Origin of the sequence: Sphingomonas sp. CFBP 8760, from assembly GCF_014841615.1 — a bacterium.
Taxonomy (GTDB): domain Bacteria; phylum Pseudomonadota; class Alphaproteobacteria; order Sphingomonadales; family Sphingomonadaceae; genus Sphingomonas.
The window spans coordinates 1-17034 of record NZ_JACYUG010000033.1; the positions used below are offsets into that span (position 1 = coordinate 1).

At 60.1% G+C, this 17034-nt stretch carries 13 protein-coding genes and 3 pseudogenes; 4 read left to right on the forward strand and 12 right to left on the reverse strand.

The features are described 5' to 3' along the window. Window positions 1–311 precede the first annotated feature (311 nt). Complete coding sequence (locus IFT82_RS19725; protein ID WP_192129840.1) at window positions 312–1001, forward strand: hypothetical protein; 690 nt, start codon at window positions 312–314, stop codon at window positions 999–1001. A gap of 290 nt (window positions 1002–1291) precedes the next feature. Next, the gene (locus tag IFT82_RS19730; RefSeq protein ID WP_199860605.1) at window positions 1292–3619 is read left to right on the forward strand and encodes a UvrD-helicase domain-containing protein; all 2328 of its coding nucleotides are present in this window, start codon (window positions 1292–1294) and stop codon (window positions 3617–3619) included. A 100-nt stretch (window positions 3620–3719) separates the two neighbouring features. Here IFT82_RS19730 and IFT82_RS19735 read toward each other — a convergent pair whose 3' ends face one another. The 6 genes and pseudogenes from IFT82_RS19735 to IFT82_RS19760 form a co-directional block, all read right to left on the reverse strand. Continuing rightward, window positions 3720–5111: a PepSY-associated TM helix domain-containing protein gene (locus tag IFT82_RS19735; RefSeq protein WP_192129841.1), complete on the reverse strand. Its 1392-nt coding sequence runs from the start codon at window positions 5109–5111 to the stop codon at window positions 3720–3722. Between the two features lie 13 nt (window positions 5112–5124). Then, window positions 5125–7500 carry a TonB-dependent receptor family protein gene (locus IFT82_RS19740; RefSeq protein WP_192129842.1) on the reverse strand — a complete coding sequence of 792 codons (2376 nt, stop codon included), beginning with the start codon at window positions 7498–7500 and terminating at the stop codon, window positions 5125–5127. Between the two features lie 146 nt (window positions 7501–7646). Next, window positions 7647–8054 carry a DUF2946 family protein gene (locus IFT82_RS19745; protein ID WP_192129843.1) on the reverse strand — a complete coding sequence of 136 codons (408 nt, stop codon included), beginning with the start codon at window positions 8052–8054 and terminating at the stop codon, window positions 7647–7649. A 143-nt stretch (window positions 8055–8197) separates the two neighbouring features. Then, window positions 8198–9537 (reverse strand): annotated as a pseudogene (locus IFT82_RS19750) (transposase). Between the two features lie 102 nt (window positions 9538–9639). Next, window positions 9640–10263 (reverse strand): class I SAM-dependent methyltransferase, encoded by a 624-nt coding sequence (locus tag IFT82_RS19755; RefSeq protein WP_192129844.1) that lies wholly within the window; start codon window positions 10261–10263, stop codon window positions 9640–9642. Between the two features lie 130 nt (window positions 10264–10393). Further along, on the reverse strand, window positions 10394–11275 hold the full coding sequence (locus IFT82_RS19760; RefSeq protein ID WP_199860606.1) for an SDR family oxidoreductase: 882 nt from the start codon (window positions 11273–11275) through the stop codon (window positions 10394–10396). 159 nt (window positions 11276–11434) lie between these two features. Between IFT82_RS19760 and IFT82_RS19765 the strand changes: the two genes are divergently transcribed. Beyond that, complete coding sequence (locus IFT82_RS19765; protein WP_342355172.1) at window positions 11435–11746, forward strand: winged helix-turn-helix transcriptional regulator; 312 nt, start codon at window positions 11435–11437, stop codon at window positions 11744–11746. Between the two features lie 649 nt (window positions 11747–12395). After that, on the forward strand, window positions 12396–12767 hold the full coding sequence (locus tag IFT82_RS19770; RefSeq protein ID WP_192129845.1) for a PIN domain-containing protein: 372 nt from the start codon (window positions 12396–12398) through the stop codon (window positions 12765–12767). Between the two features lie 144 nt (window positions 12768–12911). On the opposite strand, the pseudogene IFT82_RS21560 reads toward IFT82_RS19770, so the two are convergent. The 6 genes and pseudogenes from IFT82_RS21560 to IFT82_RS19795 all read right to left on the reverse strand — a co-directional run. Further along, window positions 12912–13105, reverse strand: a pseudogene (locus IFT82_RS21560) (transposase); the annotation flags it as partial. Window positions 13106–13181: 76 nt separating this feature from the next. Then, window positions 13182–13664 (reverse strand): excisionase family DNA-binding protein, encoded by a 483-nt coding sequence (locus IFT82_RS21090; protein ID WP_192129846.1) that lies wholly within the window; start codon window positions 13662–13664, stop codon window positions 13182–13184. A gap of 68 nt (window positions 13665–13732) precedes the next feature. Further along, on the reverse strand, window positions 13733–14230 hold the full coding sequence (locus tag IFT82_RS19780) for a hypothetical protein (protein WP_244647012.1): 498 nt from the start codon (window positions 14228–14230) through the stop codon (window positions 13733–13735). After that, window positions 14230–14838, reverse strand: a complete 609-nt coding sequence (locus IFT82_RS19785) for a recombinase family protein (RefSeq protein WP_192129847.1) — start codon at window positions 14836–14838, stop codon at window positions 14230–14232. Before IFT82_RS19785 ends, IFT82_RS19780 begins: the two co-directional genes overlap by 1 nt. A gap of 226 nt (window positions 14839–15064) precedes the next feature. Then, window positions 15065–15169 (reverse strand): annotated as a pseudogene (locus IFT82_RS21565) (PEPxxWA-CTERM sorting domain-containing protein); the annotation flags it as partial. Window positions 15170–15889: 720 nt separating this feature from the next. Continuing rightward, window positions 15890–16717: a DUF5694 domain-containing protein gene (locus IFT82_RS19795; RefSeq protein WP_192129849.1), complete on the reverse strand. Its 828-nt coding sequence runs from the start codon at window positions 16715–16717 to the stop codon at window positions 15890–15892. Between the last annotated feature and the right edge of the window lie 317 nt (window positions 16718–17034).

The following is a 17034-nucleotide window of genomic DNA, read 5'->3' on the forward strand; positions in this document are numbered from 1 at the left end:
ATTGTCGTTCGAGACGGGAAAGACCCGAATTGGGTTTACAAGCTGATAATGACGGTAATTTAATGAATGGATTTAGGCAAAGCCGGTAATATCATGCTTTATATAAGTTAATATTCTACCTTTCCATCAGGGCCGCGTTTTCGGCGTTAGGCCCCTTCAGCGCATGATCGAGACTACCCAAATGGTCAAAACCCCTCGGTTTTGACACCTGCCGGTGCGGGACCGCTCGCGTCTGTCATTCAGGCCAATAAACAGATTGCTCGTTGCAGCTACGCTCTCACCTTAGACGAGGTCTCAAAGGGCTGCTACACTTGCATTCGCGCTATGCGGTTGCTGAGGTGGATCAGGAACGTAGGATGCGCCGTAGGCAAAAACGTCTAGGCGATCGGGAGGGAAGCGGCGTGGCGGTATTCACACCAGTTAATGCACGGTCGTACTACGATTATCTTCCATCTGCCTCTCATGAATGTGGCGATATCTGGGCCAACCTTCCCTCTATGGGACTACTATCGGCGCATGACACCGTAACAGGGATTGTCGTGACGCCAGCGTGTGACGTCTCAAACTTCAAGGCCGAGACATTAACCTACTTACCAGTTATATCGATTACTACATATCTTGCGACCGTGGCATTTTTGCCAATTGTTCGACGGGAGGTGTTCGAACGATATAAGTCAGCAAAGCTCGCTTGGTCGATCGACTGGCCAGATAAAGGCTACGAACCCCCATCTGAAAATAGCCTAAACGCTGAGATTTTACGGATAAATCAAGTCCTAGCTATGCCAAGATTATCGAGTGGTGACAAAGCGCACGTTGAGCGAGCAGCCGCTGGACTCAGAATTACAGCTATCTGCCGGTCCGCACTCACCTGCCAAGGCAATATAAACGACTATGAGATATTGTTTGGAAAGCAATGGAATTCGATTAAGAAGGATATTGTGAAAAACGCGTATCGTCCAGATATCCACTTCTTACCGAGTGACCAGCAAAGCATAGAATAATACGGGATAGTAGAGCATTCTGTAGTTTTGTTTCGATACCCCATTTCTGTTCCATCTGAAATACTGACGGCTGCGCATTCAGTGCCTGCCAGCGCCTGGAGTCAGTATATGGCGTCATATACACAGGTTTATGCGGCATCAGAGCACTTTAAAAAGTCGCCGATAAAAGTATTGTCATTAAAAAGTGATTACATGTCTGACCTTCTGAGCAGGTTTACAGCTCTATTTTCCAGAATCGGCTCACCAGACTTTTCCAGCGCCGCGATCGAAAAGTATGTAGGAGAGATCATATGATCCCTGAGTATTTTGCAATTACCCAGCAGACATGTTCCTGGCTCCTCGCTCATCCCTCTACATTAACGGCACTTCATAAAGGCCTCGTAGAGGAGGACCTGTCTTCCTTAGTAAAGGCGGAGTTTGCGGGCGGCGCTTTCCGCATGGCCGCCTCTTTAAACGGGCGTTTGATTGCTGCCTGGAACCGAGAATATTTAAGCGGCACCGGTCACGAGTCATGGGGAGTTCTGAAGCTAACAGGCCATATGGGCCTAGCCGAAGCTCCGGAGATAAGTCCGCAGGTTTTTGAGAGAGAAATATATCTATTCAGTCAGCGCCTACAAAGCCTGATTGTAGATAGTGAGTTCTATCACCGAGCTTGGGAAAATGGGTCACAAAGCTGTTTGGCAGGGCGAGGTACGGAAGCTCGACAGTTCTCTATCTGCTATTTCGAGGGAAATCCAGGCTACGCTGGACTGCATGCTCGCGCAATCCTGTCGATTGGCCCATCCAACGATTTTGAGAAGCTACAGGAGGCTATTGCTCCTGAGATGGCTCAGTTGGCACCGCTTGCTGCTCTAGCCGATGGTGTTGTCGATCTAAAACGGCGTCCGTTGCTGGACGCCCCAAGCTTTAGTTCTCTGCGCACAGCACTGGTTTCGCCGAAGCAGGTCGACTTGCAGTTCGACAAAATTAATCTGACGGCGGGTTACCATTCGAGCCAAGGCGGGACGTCTGCCTATGAAACGGCCCATTGGAGCTACGACAAATGGATTGGAAGCGACGCTCTTAACGAATCTCAACGCCGAGTATTGGAATCTGATGTGCTCATAGGGCACCCAGTTCGAGTAATTGGTCCGGCTGGCTCTGGAAAGACCCTATTGATGCAGTTGCTTGCTATGCGGCATCTGCAGGCCGCACAAGGATCAGGTAAAGAAGTAAAGGTGCTCTATGTAGTGCACAATGCGCCAATGGCAGTGATGGTGTCTGATCGGTTCCGTGTTCTGGGCGGCGAGGAATTTCTGACAAGCCCAGACCAGCATCTGCGCATTACAACATTATCCGAGTACGGTCGCCAAGTAACAGGCTTGAGCGAAGACATGGTAATCGATAAAGATGCCCATGAGACAAAGCTATTCCAGCTTAACCAAGTTAGGCAGTCTCTCCGGTCTGCGCTTGCTGAGAGTCCAGAGAAAGTAGAAGGTAGCACGCTACTGTGCCAAGTCCGAGATAACGAAGACCTTTTCATGGTATTCTCTACGCTCGTTGTTGCAGAGATATCTAACGCCATCAAAGGTCGTGGGCTATTCGATGATGAGCGGAGGTATGTAAAATCCGAGACGGCTCTCAGCCGGCTTCATGGTGTGTTGTCCACTCCGGAGAGGGCCGTGGTCTACGACTGCTTTCGGCGCTACCATACGACGATATTTGAAGAATACGAGATGCTAGACTCCGATGACGTTGCAATTTCATTGGTAGGTAGGCTCAGAACGCCGCTATGGCAGCTTAGAAGAAAGCGTGATGGCTTTGATTTCATATTTGTAGACGAGGCTCAGCTATTCAACGAGAATGAGCGGAGAGTATTTGCCTATCTTTCCGACGGAAAAACCGCCCATGTACCGATTGCTCTCGCTTTGGATGAGGCGCAGGATATATTTGCATTCTCATCGGCAGGACTGGCTACTCTTGGAATAGCAGATGTAGAAAATAAAAGCCTCCCATCAAATCATCGATCAACCCGGGAGATAGTAGATTTAGCATTCCAAATCATTCAGCAGACAACAGACCTATTTTCTTCCGACTTCCCGGACTTTGAGAAAATCGAGAAAGGTATGGTGCCATCTAACCATCCGTTAGCCCATCCGCCGGTGATGGTCCGCTGCAACGATGATCAGCCAAGCTTCGGACGATTTGTAGTGAAGCAGGTTCAGAAGATGCGGGCAGGAAATGTCAGGCAGATAGCAGTGGTTTGCCATGCGGAGACATACTGGCATGACCTCCTAGAACAATTCGCAGCATCCCGATTGCCGCTCCATGTGATCGAGCAAAGAGGCGAGAAGGTCGCACCTGATGAGCCATTGGTCGTGCTTAGCCGGCCGGCGTTCGTGGGAGGCCAAGAGTTCGACGCTGTGCTCTCAGTCGGTCTGGAGCAAGGCGTGGTCCCTCCACGTATCGTTGATAACATTACGCTGGCGGCAGCGGTGGAGCAGCAGACGCTAAGGGAGATGTATCTCGTAGTGACTCGTGCGCGGTATCAGTACGCGGTGATGATCAATAAGTCTGCCGTACCGAATGCGATTATCGAGGATGCCAGTTCGAAGGGGCTGATCAGCTGGCAATCGTGAAGAATGAGGACATTGGGCTCTGGCGTCTGGCTGACGTGAGCACTGGCAGTGGTGTCAGAACCGGTCGGTTTTGACACCTATGCGCATTACGTGCCCGCTCCTATGAAGTAGACGGTATCGGTAATTGAACCGCACGAAGTCCCAGCCATCGCCGCACGCCGGGAAGACGACGTAGCAGCAGCCATTCCACCGCCAGCACCATTAGCATCGACACGCCGAGCAGCGGCAGGAACAGTCCCAAAGCTACCAGCACCGCGATGAACCCAACCGCGATCGGCTGCATGGCGAGCGCCGGGGGTGCGCCAAGCACGTCGGCCGGCTTTCGCCGCCACCACAACACGACGCTGCTGACCGAAAGCAGCATCAGCCCGATCGCGGTGAACAGGCCGATGAGCTGGTTAGCGATCCCGAACAACTGTCCTTCGTGCGCGGCAACGCCATAACCCACGATACGGTCGATCAGGCGTTGTTCGGCAAAGTCCTTGCGCGTCAGCACTGCGCCTGTCGCACCATCGAGCGTCAGGTCGGTTCGCAGTGGCCGGTTGGCGGCGTCCGATTTAGCCGTCCAGGGCTGACCCACCGCGCTAGGCGGCGCGATCAGCACCGGTGCGGCCAGTTGCAAAGGCCGCAACGTCGTTATCAGCCTATCGAGCGGGGCAAGCGATGTCGCGGGATGCGGCATCGTCATCCCGCCATGTTCGGCGTGTTCGTTCGTCATCGCGCGTGTACCGGCGTCGATCGAGGCGCGCGCTTTCAGTTCGTCGGCGTGCCCGGTCGACCAGTCCTGCTTCACAACGTTGCCCGTCGCGACCGTTCGTACCGCTTTGAGATAGCTACCCCAGCTCTTGGTCCAGGGCAGGCCAGACAGCAGTAGGAAAAGGGCGAAGAACGACACCCAGAACCCGGTAACGCCGTGAATGTCGCGCCAGAACCGCCGTCCGCCTGATCGGAGACGGGGATAGAGGACGCCGCCAAGTCCGCCCCCGCGCGGCCACCAGAGGAACAGTCCCGTCAGGATCATTACAATCGCCCAGGAAGCCGCCAGCTCGACCAGATAGGAGCCCTTGTTCCCCATCAGCAGTTCGCCGTGCAGTCGGAAGATCACCCGCATCAGGCGATCGTCTTCATCGATCTTCTTGAGGACAGCGAGCGTTTGTGGATGGACGTACACGCGAGTTTCGCGCGCGCCTTCGCCGACGATCACTTGAACGGCATCGTCAGGCCGAGTGGGAAGCTGATAGCGGTGCAGGACCGAACCCGGCACCGCGCGGACCGCCGCCCCCGCTTGTGCTGCGACCGAGGCGCGCGGTCCATTCAAGGCGAGACGCGTGTAAGGCCGGTCGATCAGAGCCTCGATTTGTGGGCGGAACAGGTAGATCGAGCCGGTGCAGGCGAGCCACAGCACAAACGGGATGCAGAACAGTCCGGCGTAGAAATGCCAGCGCCAGATCGCATTGTAGCCCGGCCAGCGGCGCGTGGTGGTGTCCTTCATTGTGCCGGCGCCATCAGAACCGCGACTTCACGCCGGCATAGATCGTGCGCGGCTGCCCGGCATAGATCGAGCCAGTCGTGTTCATCAGTACGGAAGCCAGATTCTGTTGCCCGGTCGCGGCGTTGAGGCTGTTGGAGACGATCGAGGCCGAGCCGACATAGGTCTTGTCGAACAGGTTCTGGACCGAGGCGAAAAAGCTCAGCCGCGACCACCAGCCGTTACCTTTCGGCGGATCATAGTGCAGGTTGAGGTTGGTGAGCGTGTAAGCCGGCACCTTCAGCAGGTTGCCGTTGTCGATATAGTAGCTGGCGCGGTAGGTCAGTTCGACGAACCCGCCCAGCCCCGCCAGCGCGCCATCCGGCTGATCGTAGGCGGCGCGGCCGTTGACGAAGGTCGGAATGACGCCGGGGATGCGGTTGCCGTCGCGATCGAACGCGGTCGATACCGCGCCCGAAGTCAGCCGTTCGACAAACTCGGAATAGCGTTGGTCGTTATAGCTGTAGCTGGCATCGAGGTGGACACCCGGCAGGAACGACGGCAGCGGCTTCCACCCCAGTCCGACCTCCACGCCGCGATGTACCGAGCGCGGTGCGTTAGTGGTGTATGTGAGCAGGTTGACCCCGGCCGACTGGCTGACCTGTTCGTTGCGGAACCACTCGTAATAGCCGGTCACTTCGGCCCGCAGGTTGTCCCCAATCGTCAGCTCGGCACCCAGATCGACGCCGGTATTTTTCTGGGTCTTGAGGCCGGTGTTATTGCCGGGGACGCCGGTGGAGGTGACGAACAGGCTACCGCTTTGCGGGGTGCCATAGCCTGTCCCGACGCGGGCATGGAGACGTACCGCATCCGTCGCCTGCCAGAACAGCGCGGCTTCGGGCGCGACGTTCCAGAAGTGGCGTTCGGCCGGAATCAACCTCAGGACGGGACTTGCATTCACCGGGTAGGTGTAAGCGGTCTGGCGGACGTTGATGATCGACCGCTCTCCCCCGATGCCGGCGATCAGTTGCAGATCGTCGGTGAGGTTCAGCTCCTCTCGCGCCCGAATCCCCATGTTCCGCACGTCGCCGAACACCGTCTGGGTCGGTGCGCCGATTCCGTTGCGGCCGGAGGGCGTCTTGTTGAACGTGAAGCTCTGATTATCGAGATAATTGTAGAATACGCCGACGAAGCTGGTCGCGGCCATGCCGAGGATCGTGCCCCGGTTCGTCACGTCCGAGCTGATATTGTAGCTGTCGAGCGTGCCCTTGAACGGGTTTGCACCGGTCGGCTGATTGACCACCCGGCTATCGAAGGTCGCCTGCGTCCGCCACGTCGTATTGGCGGAAAAATCATGCTCGTAGCGGACACCGACGATGGTGCGACGATCGTTGCGGGCCAAATCTCCCTCGTTCGCGGTCTGTGCGATCCGCGCGCCGTTGACGCCGTTGACCAGTACCGAAATCGTCCCGCAACCCGGCGCGGCCGTAGCGGCGGCTTCGCAACCCTGCTGATAGGGATTGAGCGCATATTGGTTCAGCGAAAGCCGGGTCGAAAGCTGGAACTCGCCTTCATTGTAGATCACCTTGGCCGTCACCCGATCGCGATCGGAGAACGCATAGGTGGCGAGCGCGTTGAACGTGCCTGTCTCGTAGTGCGTATGTCCGGTTGCCCCGTCTGCACGGACGAAGCTGCCGAACACGGCATATTCGTATTTTGGCCCGGCATCGCCGATCGCGCCGTAGACATTGGCATGGCCGTCGCTGCCGCCATCTATCCCGAACTCGGCCCCGTCGATGTCGCGACCGCGCCGGGTGCGGAAGTTCACCGCCCCCCCGATCGCATAATTGCCATAGCGGGCCGACGACGGCCCGCGCACCACATCGACCGCGCCATAGGCGTGCGGATCGGTCAGGTCGAAGCGCGCCAGCCCGTCAGGCTGGGTGACGGGAAAATCATCCTCGAACACCTGGATGTTGCGCGCGCCGAAGCTGTTGCGGGCGTTCGATCCGCGGATCGACACGCCCACATCACGCGGGCCGTTGCCGGCGATCACCGCGACCCCGGGGGAAAGCTTGACGATATCGGCGATCGTGGTGGCGGGCGTGTTGCGGAACGCGCGGTTGACGATGGTGGTGACAGTCTGACCCGTGACCTGGGTGAGCGAAAGCGCCTTGCCGGTAACGATGATATCGGCGCTGTCCTCGGGGCGTTCGGTCATCGCGACTTGCGGCGTAGCCGACGACTGTCGCGCGGGGGCCGGACCAGCCTCGAGCGCGTGCAGTTCGGCGTCGATCGCAGCGCGTTGACGCAGCAGCTCGGCACGGCGGGTATCGGGCGAGAATTGTGCTGAAGCCGCCGAAGTGGCGAGCGCGATCGAAGAGATCGCAATAGCGATATGAGACGTGGACATGATGGCCCCCCTGTCAGGATTGCAGCCGTGCGCTCAGGAGCGCCAGCGCGGTAATGTTCTGAAATGACGCGGCTATCAGCCGCCAAGAACGTCAACAGGCGATCGGCCGCACCGTGCAGGCGCGATCGGGCGACGTGCGTTTCCGGTCAGGCGTGGGTGGGCGGGCCTCGCAAAGGCGGGCGCAGATAGAACGGTGCGCCAGGCGAAGCGGGCCGGGCCGCGATCCGGAATACCGTGAGAATGACGAAAGCGATGGCAACAGCGAGCAGGAGCGGGTCCGCCCCCGCAAGCGAAGGAGCGGACAGGCCAGAGAAGGCACAGGGCATTTCCGCCTTGCCATCCTCTCCCTTCTGGCCGGGATGATGCATCATGCCCGGCATTGCCACGACCATTTTTTGAGGGCCGTAGCCCGAGCAGAGTTCGATCGTGATCGAGCCGGCCGAAACGGATGCCATATAGCCCGCCGGCACGAACACCTTCATCAGCATCGCCGCCGCGACCAAGCAGGCGGCGAGCAGGCGATGACGCAAGAGGTGATGACGAAGCGCAGCCACTGGGCGGTCCTAGTCGGGACGGCGAGGGAAGTCACTCACTAGGCGGCGGTGTCACAACCGGTCGAGACTGTTGAAAAATCGCCGCGTGGGAGCCGCGAAGCAGCTGGCTGTTGACGCCGGTCATGGGGAAGATGGGCCACCTATCAGGCCGATGCGGCCTGCCGGGCGAGCAGCTGAAAGTTGTATGCCGCGGCAGCCATGGTGAATTCCTCGGCTGCTCCGGAAGACCTTGTAACTTGAGCGTTGGTAGTCCGAGGTTGCGTTTCAGGTGGCCGAATACGCGCTCGATCCGCTGTCTTCGACGCCTCGCCCGCACGTAGGCGTCGGTGCCGGCAAGGGCGCGGACGGTATCGCGGGCATCCTCGCTCACAAGGCGGGTGACACCGCGCTTTTTGCCGATGGTGCATTGCGGCTTCAGTTCGCAGGCGGCGCAATCGGCCGAACGGCTTCGGCACACGCGCACCTGACTGGCCCGGTTGGTGCCGCAATAGCCGAGCGGCTTGTCCGCCGGGCAGCGATAGGTGTCGGCCTCGCGGTCGTAGCGAAAGGCATCGCGGGTGAAGAAGGCGTCGCGCTGGTGGCCGCGGTCGATGACCGGAATGTACGGTGTGATTTTCCGGTCGATCAGCCAGCCGAGCAGCGGGCCGCTGCCATACGCCTTGTCGGCCGACAGGCTCGCGGGCGCGATGCCCAGCTTGGTGCCGGCGCGTAACACCAGCGTCTTGGTTGCCGCCACCTCAGCTGCAAAGCGGGCGGGCGTCGCTTCCACGTCGAGGATGCAGTCAGTGTCCAGGTCGAGCAGTGGATTGATGGCGTAGGCGTAGCGTGCCGGGCCGTGCTTGCAGGTGAGCGCCGCCTGCGGATCGGTCGGCGAAATGCTGGTCGGATCGACGGGGCCCGTTCGTCGGGACTTGGAGGCAATGCGGCATCAAGCGCCGCCAGATACTCAGCGACGGGGCGCGATACGATGTCCCTTGCACGAAGTTCGTTGGCTGCGTCGGTGCCCTTCAGCTTCTTCTCTCGGCTGGCGTTGACCATGATCGTGCTGCCGTCCACCGCCACGTCGCGCCCCGCCACCAGCCCGCCACGGCGCATCGTGCGACCACCTGCTCGAACAGCAGGCGATGCAGGTCGCAGGTGCGAAACCGACCATGCCGGTTCTTCGAGAAGGTGGAGTGGTCGGGCACACGGTCGGCCGGATCAAGTCGACAGAACCAGCGATAGGCGAGGTTGAGGTGCACCTCCTCGCATAGGCGCCGTTCCGAGCGAATGCCGACAAGTAGCCGACCAGCAGCATCCTGAGCATCAACTCCGGATCGATCGAAGGCCGTCCGCTTGCGCTATAGCTTGCCGCCAGCGCCTTACGAACGAAGCCGAAGTCGAGCAGACCGTCGATACGCCGGAGCAGGTGGTCAGCCGGCACATGATCGTCGAGCCGGAAACCGTAAAACAGTGCGCCTTGCGCCACCTGCCGTCCCATCATTTTCGTGATCCCTAGCCGTCTGCCAGGAGTGAATCACGCCTCCATCGCCGTCGCAAGCATGCGTTTTTCAACAGTCTCGGTCGTCTGTATCGAACGCCGGGGTCACGGCACTTCAGCGGGAGTGTCAGACCGGATGTGCCGAAGCTGACCGATGAGCTGACCGCTCGGCTTGCGGGCCGTTACCAATGATCCCACGTCGGCTGCGGACGTCATGACGTCCTCGAACCCGGTTCGGGTGAGTAGTTCAGGAAGGCCCGCGGTATGGCCGCCCGATGGCGGGGTGAAGGCACACAGAAAGATCGAGCCGGGTCGAAGCACGCGGTGTATCTCGCGCAGCCCGGCAGCGGCCGGCTTCCAGAAGTGCAGGTTGTCGATGGCAAGTGCCGCATCGAAGGAGCGATCCTCGAACGGAAGTGCCTCGACCGTCGCTTCGAGAAGGTCGAGCCGCCCCGCGGCCATCGCGCCGGCGTTGCGTCTGGTGGCGCGACGATGCATCACCGTTGAAGGATCGACGCCCGCGACGTGACCAGCCATCAGTATCTCGGTCAGGAGTTGGAGAGCGATACCCGGCCCGAAGCCAATCTCCAGTACGCTATCCGAGGGACGAAGCCGCAACGCCTCGATCGCTTGTCGCGCCATGGGGCCACCATGCCGTTCCATAAGGTCCGCGCCCCGTTCGCCGGGGTCGCCCTCCGGCCTGACGAACATGCGATACGGATCGGCCAACGTCGCTCTCCCAAGTCTGTAAACGGGCAGGTGCGATCGACGGAGCGTACTTGCCGGTATGGCGCTCGCGTCGATCGAACCGGCAGGTCGCTGGAACGGTGGCGTCGCGGGGACGCCACCGTGATCGGGGTCATGCCCGGGTGAAGGCGTCCCGGTATTTCCGCACCCAGTCCTCGAATGTGAGGGGTTCGATCGCGAGAATGTCCAGTGCTTGCTGATGATCGACGTTGGATGTCATCATGTCCGGGTTGGCGAAGACGTTCTTGTAATGGCGTACGATCGGCTCGGGATCCATGCCGGCGGGAAACGTGTCTGCGAACTCTTCGGGAGGCATGGGACGGAAGGTTATCGATCGGCCGAGCGCCCGGCTGAACCGCTCGGCAATCTGGCCGCCTGTCAGATCCTCCGGCCCGCAGACATCGACAATCATGCTGTCGTCGCCGGGATGCTCGAAGGCGGCTACGGTATAGGCTGCCGTATCCTGATGGGTGATCCACTGCGTGTGGGCTTCGTCCGGCATGGGATAGGCAAGCACGTCGTGGTCTCTCACTTCCTGGGTGATCGCGGGGTTCAGGAAATTCTCCATGTAAACGGTCGGCTGGAGAATGGTGTAGGGGACGCCGCTGGCCTTCATGTCCGCCAGGATCGGCCGCCACTTGTCCATGGCCGGGTTGCCGATGTCCTGCTCCGGGATACGGCCGGCGACGTTCCACACGATGCGCTGGATCCCGGCCTTTGCCGCCGCCTCGATGACGTTCCTGGCCTGGGTGTGCGATCCGGTAAAGAACGCTACCGTAAGAAAGACGCCGTTCTGTCCTTCGAGCGCAGCCGCGACGCTGGCCGGATCATCGAGGTCCCCTTGCACGACCTCTGCACCCAACGCAGCCAGATCGTCTGCCTTGGCCGGCTCGCGCGCCAGGACCCGGACCCTGACGCCTTTATCGATCAACTGCTCGGCAACCGCACGTCCCTGCGGGCCGGTCGCCCCGATCACCAGGATATTGTTCATCATATCTTCTCCATTTCGAGCTGGAGTAGGATATAGACGCTGCATCGATTATCATAAGTACTCATAAAAGGCATAGATACTATGGTAAATCATACGATGGAGGATCGGGGGGATTCGGCTGGGGCGGACAGGTGCGTTCCGCTTGGTGAGGATTGTCCCGTCGTGCGCGCGGTGGGAGCGCTTGGCGGCAAGTGGAAGCTGCATATCGTGTATCATCTGATGCTCGATGTGATGCGCTTCGGCGAACTTCACCGCGCTATTCCGGGCGTCACACAGCAGATGCTGACCGCTCAGCTGCGGGAGATGGAAGCCGATGGCATCGTCCACCGGACGGTCTACGCTCAGGTTCCCCCGAAGGTCGAGTATTCGCTCAGCGAGGTGGGGATGCGGTTGCAACCCCTCATCGACGCCCTTGTCATCTGGGGGCGGAAATTACCGCCAAGGGCCGGCGCCAAGTCTGTGACGGTCGCCTAGTCGCAAGCTTCAGGCGACGCACATGCTCGCGGCTCACAGCCGATGACGTTGCCGCTGAACGTTTCGGCACGCCATCTGTGTGCGATAAGGAGCCCGGCAACCCGACCGTCATCCGCAAACTCGCCATCCTCGCCATCCTCGCCGATTCCCGACGTGAACCGGCTGGAGCTCGCCGTTCACCTCAAGGATTGCTTTCCACTGTTGCGCGTCAGGTCCAGCCAGAGGGACCGTGGTGCCGGGGCTGCCCGGGCGATCAATGCCTCGGCGGCACGGAGCTGGGCCATCGTGAGACCAGCGGCGATGAGCCCCCTCTCGGAGGCGAGGTCGCGGTGACCGTAGCGATACAGCACCAGATGGCACCGTAGCATCTCCAGCCGCGGATTGGCCAGTCGGCCCCGGATTCCTCGGATCCGCTGGAAGACCCGGATGACCGGGTGACGTGATTCGACAGTCAGCCAATGATCTCGCAGCGCGATCTGAACGACTTGGAATTCGACGTTCGATAGTCGGTCGGTCCTCTCCCCGACAATCGCCCCGGCTCCATCGACAAGGTTGTCCTGCCCGGCAGGCGGGATCGCGGGGGTCTCGGAGCGCCATGGGATAACCTGCCGATCGACAGCGTCGACGTGTGCCGGAGGAACGGGCCTACATGAACAGCTTCGGAGAGGCGTTGGTGGAGGGCTACCAACCGCTGATGCCCGCCCTTGCGCTGCCTGACCCTAAGGACGTCCATGTTCTTGCGGCAGCGATCCACGGCAGGGCCGACGCGATCGTCACCTACAACCTCAAGGATTTCCCGGTCGACGTGGCCGCCCGCCACGGCATCGAGGTGAAGCACCCAGATGACTTTATCGTCAATGTCATCGACCTCGATACAGCCAAGGAGCTAACCGCGATCGGCAGTCAACGCCGCCAGTTTCGCAACCCCGCCGTCACCGCCGAAGATTACCTCGACCGCTTTCGGAAAAGCGGCTTGGTCCAGGCGAGCCACCGCCTGCAACCACTCGCTGAGCTGTTCTGAACGAGGGTTCTGACACCGGTAAGCGGTTGGAGGGTGCTGACCCGCCTGAAGCGTCACAACCGTCCGAGACCGTTGAAAAAGGCCTGCGTGGGATCGATGCGCCGGATGGCTGGTGACGTTGGGCACCGGAGGATGCGCCACAGATCAGGCCGGCGCGGCCTGCCGGGCAAGCAACTGGAGGTTGTATGCCGCGGCAGCCATGGTGAACTCTTCGGCTGCTCCTGACAGGCCCCGCAGCTTGAGCGTTCGTAGCCCAGATTGCGTTTCAGGTGGCCGAACACGCGCTCGGTCCGCTGTCTTCGACGGCGCGGATGCACATAGGCGTCGGTGCCGGCAACCATAAGAGCGCACCCCGCACGATGGCGGGGTGCATGACGTTGGCATCGAGTAGGACGGTGTAGCGGCGGACCAGCATCAGGGACGATCGAGGGTCGCGTGATCGTCGAAGAGGCCAGCTTCCTGATCCAGGTTCGCCATTCGCTGCAAGGCATCATGCCGAGCCGCATCCATGCGGCTCCGGTAGGTCAGCACATCGCGGCCGAGCAGTTTACGATGCGTACCCACCATCCGGAACGGCAGATTGCCACGCTCTAAGAGCTTGATGAGGTGCGGACGCGACATGTTAAGCAGGTCGGCGGCCTGGCTGGTGGTAAGCTCTGCCTGCACCGGCACGACGGTGACGGCATGGCCGTTGCCGATCTCGACCAGCATTTTGACGATGCTGTTGAACACACCGGACGGCAGACTGATGACGTCCTCGCCCGCACCTTCCACCGTCAGGTGAATAGGACGGCTGGAATCCACTCGCGACAGCGCGCGCGCGGCGTTACCGGCCGCCTCGATCTCATGCGCGGTGGGCTCGTAGGCCTCGTCGATGTTGAAGGCTACGGCAGCCATGTTTTGTCTCCCCAAGGCGGACGCCATCTAGCGAGTGCGGTGTATAAACGCAATAAGTGAAACAGCCGTCAACGGGAGAACGTTCCGATGCGGCGATCGTCAAGCATGCTGATCGGGGTGGGTGTGATCCAGTCGGCGCCCAGCATCGGGTAAGGACCGTAGAACAGGTCGCCGAGCGCCCGCCGGTAGTGCGCATTCATCCAACGCCGGCGCCTATGCTCCGGGCCATCGTGGAGCATATGGCAGCGCTGGCACAGCGCTGCCAGCCGGTGGAGCGTGCTATCGCTGGGATCATGGTTGAGGTGCGCGCAGGCCAGCACCACGGGCGTCCAAGCACCGTGTGTCAGCATGTTCTCTGTCGGCCGCCGCACGCGCCGACCCTGCCCGTTGCGCCAGCAATGTCTCTTGCGGTCCCACCATCGCCCGTCCCGCATATGGAATACCCGCTGCCCATGAGGACGCCCGCAATGCTCGCAAGCGCCCCCTGCCCGCACGAAGCGCACATGATGCGAGAGCTGCGGCCAGTCGATCGGGTACAGGAACATGTGCTCGGGTCGGATCGGCATCAGGCCTCCCCTTCCGAAACACCAGATTGTGGAGCATCCGGCATCACGGGAGCCAGCGCCGCGGCGGTTAGTGCCCGATAGAGCGTAGCATGGTGGCACTTGAGCAGCTTGGCAGCTTCGCGCACCGATGTGCCCTCGCTCACCAACCGTTCGCCGAGCGCGATCTGATCGCGGGTGAGCTTGGGTGGGCGGCCGAACCGGACCCCCCTCGCCTTGGCCGCTACCCGCCCGCTGCTGGTACGTTGGTGGATCAGTTCGCGCTCGAACTCGGCGATCCCAGCAAACACCGTCAGTACCATGCGCCCCGCCGGCGAGGTCGTATCCGCCCAAGGCTCGGCCAGCGACCGCAGCCCCGCCCCGGCCTCCTTCAGCTTTTCGGCGAGGTCGAGCAGGTCGCGGGTGGATCGTGCCAGTCGATCGAGCCGCGTCACCACCACCGTGTCATCGTCGCGCAGCTGCTCGATCATCTTGGCCAGCTCGGGCCGGTCACGCTTCGTCCCGGAGACCTTCTCCTCAAACGTCCGCTTGCATCCGGCCTCTTTCAACGCAGCGCGTTGCAGCCGGAGATCCTGGTCGTCAGTGGACACACGGGCGTAGCCGATCAGCATGTCGCAAAACTGTACCAGAACTCTAAAGTTCTGCAACCGACTTTTGCGACATCAGCACACGAGAGAACACAACTGTTGGAGACGCTGTCGCGAAACTTAGGATATGCGCGACGACGTTATGTCTGAATGTGGTGGAAAGCCGAACGTCAGCTTACAGGCGGGATATGGAGAAGCCGCCAGTCCTTCAACCAGCGGCTCTCACTCAAACTGACGAACGGGAAGTATGTCAGGCGTAGGTGGCTGCTGTGCTGCGGCGACGGTAGCGAGCCGCGCCAGCAACCATCCCGAAGCCTACAAGCATCATTGCCCACGTCGCAGGCTCCGGGACAGCTGTGCTGATCTCAGCAAAACTGCCAGACGTGAGAAAAATTCGCTGGCCCCCTGAAACGTAGTTGGAAGTTGTCAGAAGGGTGCCGCCGCTTGGTAAGAAGCTAAAATCCCTTACGCTATTGTTCGTTTCGAGTGTCAGAGACTCTCCAAGAGAGTTTATAAAAGTTAGGCTGAGAAAGCCAGTTATGAAGTTCTGTTCACCACTATTAGGCCCCGAAAATGTCTGGCCACCTACAAGCAGTGCGACATTCTTAAAATCAGCAAAACCGGGAAGAGTTTGCGTGAGCTGACCGCTCAAGGCTTGTCCGTTAGAGAACGTCCCCGAGAAACCGATTACCGTGGTTGCTGCATTTGAGGTGGTGGACCACCCTGCGGTCACCACCGTTGCCATCAACGCAAAAGCGAACTTCAACATAGAATGATCCCCCACGGCTCGCGACCGGTCGCGTTGCCTCGGGTGACCGCTAACACCCTATATGCCACCCCACGACCGATTCTTCTTACAGGAGCCGGAGGTTCCCGGTTTGGGACATGTCGAAGAAGTTATATGTGCCATCCGCGCAAACTCGCTGTCGCCGTTGTCGTCAGCTGGGTGACACCGGACATCGCCTCGTGGCAAAAGTGAAGGCATCCCATACGTCCGAGAATTACGGGCATCCTGCACGCGCTATCTTCTATGTCTGGAGACGGCCGATGGGGCAGCTGACCAACTACCCGGTGCTCAGCGTATCTTTGTAGCTGCCTTTCTGAGGTACGGTATCACATCAACCGACACATAGCCTGGCGTCGTGGCCGCGAAGTGCCGAAGCCAAAAACCGTGTCCCGCCCCGTAGACAATCAAGACGCGATCGCCGGGGCGCGCCACGTTGATCAGCTTGGCAAAGATCTTGGCGTTGCGCAGGTACCACATCGCGTTGAGGTCGGCGCCAGGCTGGTCCTCACCATCCCCGAAGCGCAGCATCGAGTAGTAGATGTCCTGTCCTGCCATCGGCGTGGAGGGATCATTGTAGCGGATCAGCATTTGGGGGATGCTGGTGGTCGCCTGCTCCGCCTCGAACTGCTGGGCGGACGCCTTCACCGTTGCGAACGCAGCAGCGAGATATGCCTGCTCGCCATGCTTCTTGGCGTAGGCCTCCACGGCATTGATCGGGAAGTAGTTGGGCTCGCCTTTGCCGGGCTGTTCGTCGATACCCTGCACGGTCTTGAGGCCAGCCCTGGTGGCAATGCGGTAGCCGATCTGCGTTCCCTCGTCGCGATCGGTGAGGAGGGTTGTGGGGGAGAAGCTTGCATAGTCGGTCACGTCGTAGCTCGGGCCGGGGCGCTGTGCCTCCACCATGACCCGGGTCGGCTTGAACTCCTTGATGGCCTCCGCCAGCGCTTCCAGCTCCCGCTGCCGACGAGGCACCGTGACGTCGTCGACGCGCACGTTCACCTTGTCCAGGCCCGGGTTACCAAAATGGTAGGTGCCGAGCACCATCACCTGGATCGGTGCCGGCTGAGGCGGGGGCGTTACGGTGGCGGTGATCGCTGCGAGAACTGCTGTCAGCATCTGTGAACCCTGCGTAGGTGTTATGCATTAACAATACACCTTGGCAGGACGCTGTCCAGCAAGGGGGCGTGGACATAGAACGGGCATGAAACTGGGCTTGGCTTGTCGGAAAATCCATGCAGGCCCATTGCCGTACATGCTGGCTATCCGACAGGGATTGTCGTGCGAGTGCTGCGATGGGCGACCAGCGGTCGCTTTGGTGCTGCCGTCGGACGACGATAATCATGTGTTTTGCGTCAGCCAGCATAAGCGTCTGGACTGTCACAGATGGTTCGGGGAATCTGCACAGCGGGGATAAGTGGATTGCCGATCTGACA

Bases quoted from the DNA above. Each gene is read 5' to 3' on its own strand.
- IFT82_RS19735 (WP_192129841.1), bottom strand. From the start codon at position 5,111: ATGAAGGACACCACCACGCGCCGCTGGCCGGGCTACAATGCGATCTGG.
- IFT82_RS21090 (WP_192129846.1), bottom strand. From the start codon at position 13,664: ATGGCTGCCGTAGCCTTCAACATCGACGAGGCCTACGAGCCCACCGCG.
- IFT82_RS19730 (WP_199860605.1), top strand. From the start codon at position 1,292: ATGATCCCTGAGTATTTTGCAATTACCCAGCAGACATGTTCCTGGCTC.
- IFT82_RS19785 (WP_192129847.1), bottom strand. From the start codon at position 14,838: ATGCTGATCGGCTACGCCCGTGTGTCCACTGACGACCAGGATCTCCGG.
- IFT82_RS19760 (WP_199860606.1), bottom strand. From the start codon at position 11,275: ATGATGAACAATATCCTGGTGATCGGGGCGACCGGCCCGCAGGGACGT.
- IFT82_RS19780 (WP_244647012.1), bottom strand. From the start codon at position 14,230: ATGCCGATCCGACCCGAGCACATGTTCCTGTACCCGATCGACTGGCCG.
- IFT82_RS19740 (WP_192129842.1), bottom strand. From the start codon at position 7,500: ATGTCCACGTCTCATATCGCTATTGCGATCTCTTCGATCGCGCTCGCC.
- IFT82_RS19795 (WP_192129849.1), bottom strand. From the start codon at position 16,717: ATGCTGACAGCAGTTCTCGCAGCGATCACCGCCACCGTAACGCCCCCG.
- IFT82_RS19770 (WP_192129845.1), top strand. From the start codon at position 12,396: ATGAACAGCTTCGGAGAGGCGTTGGTGGAGGGCTACCAACCGCTGATG.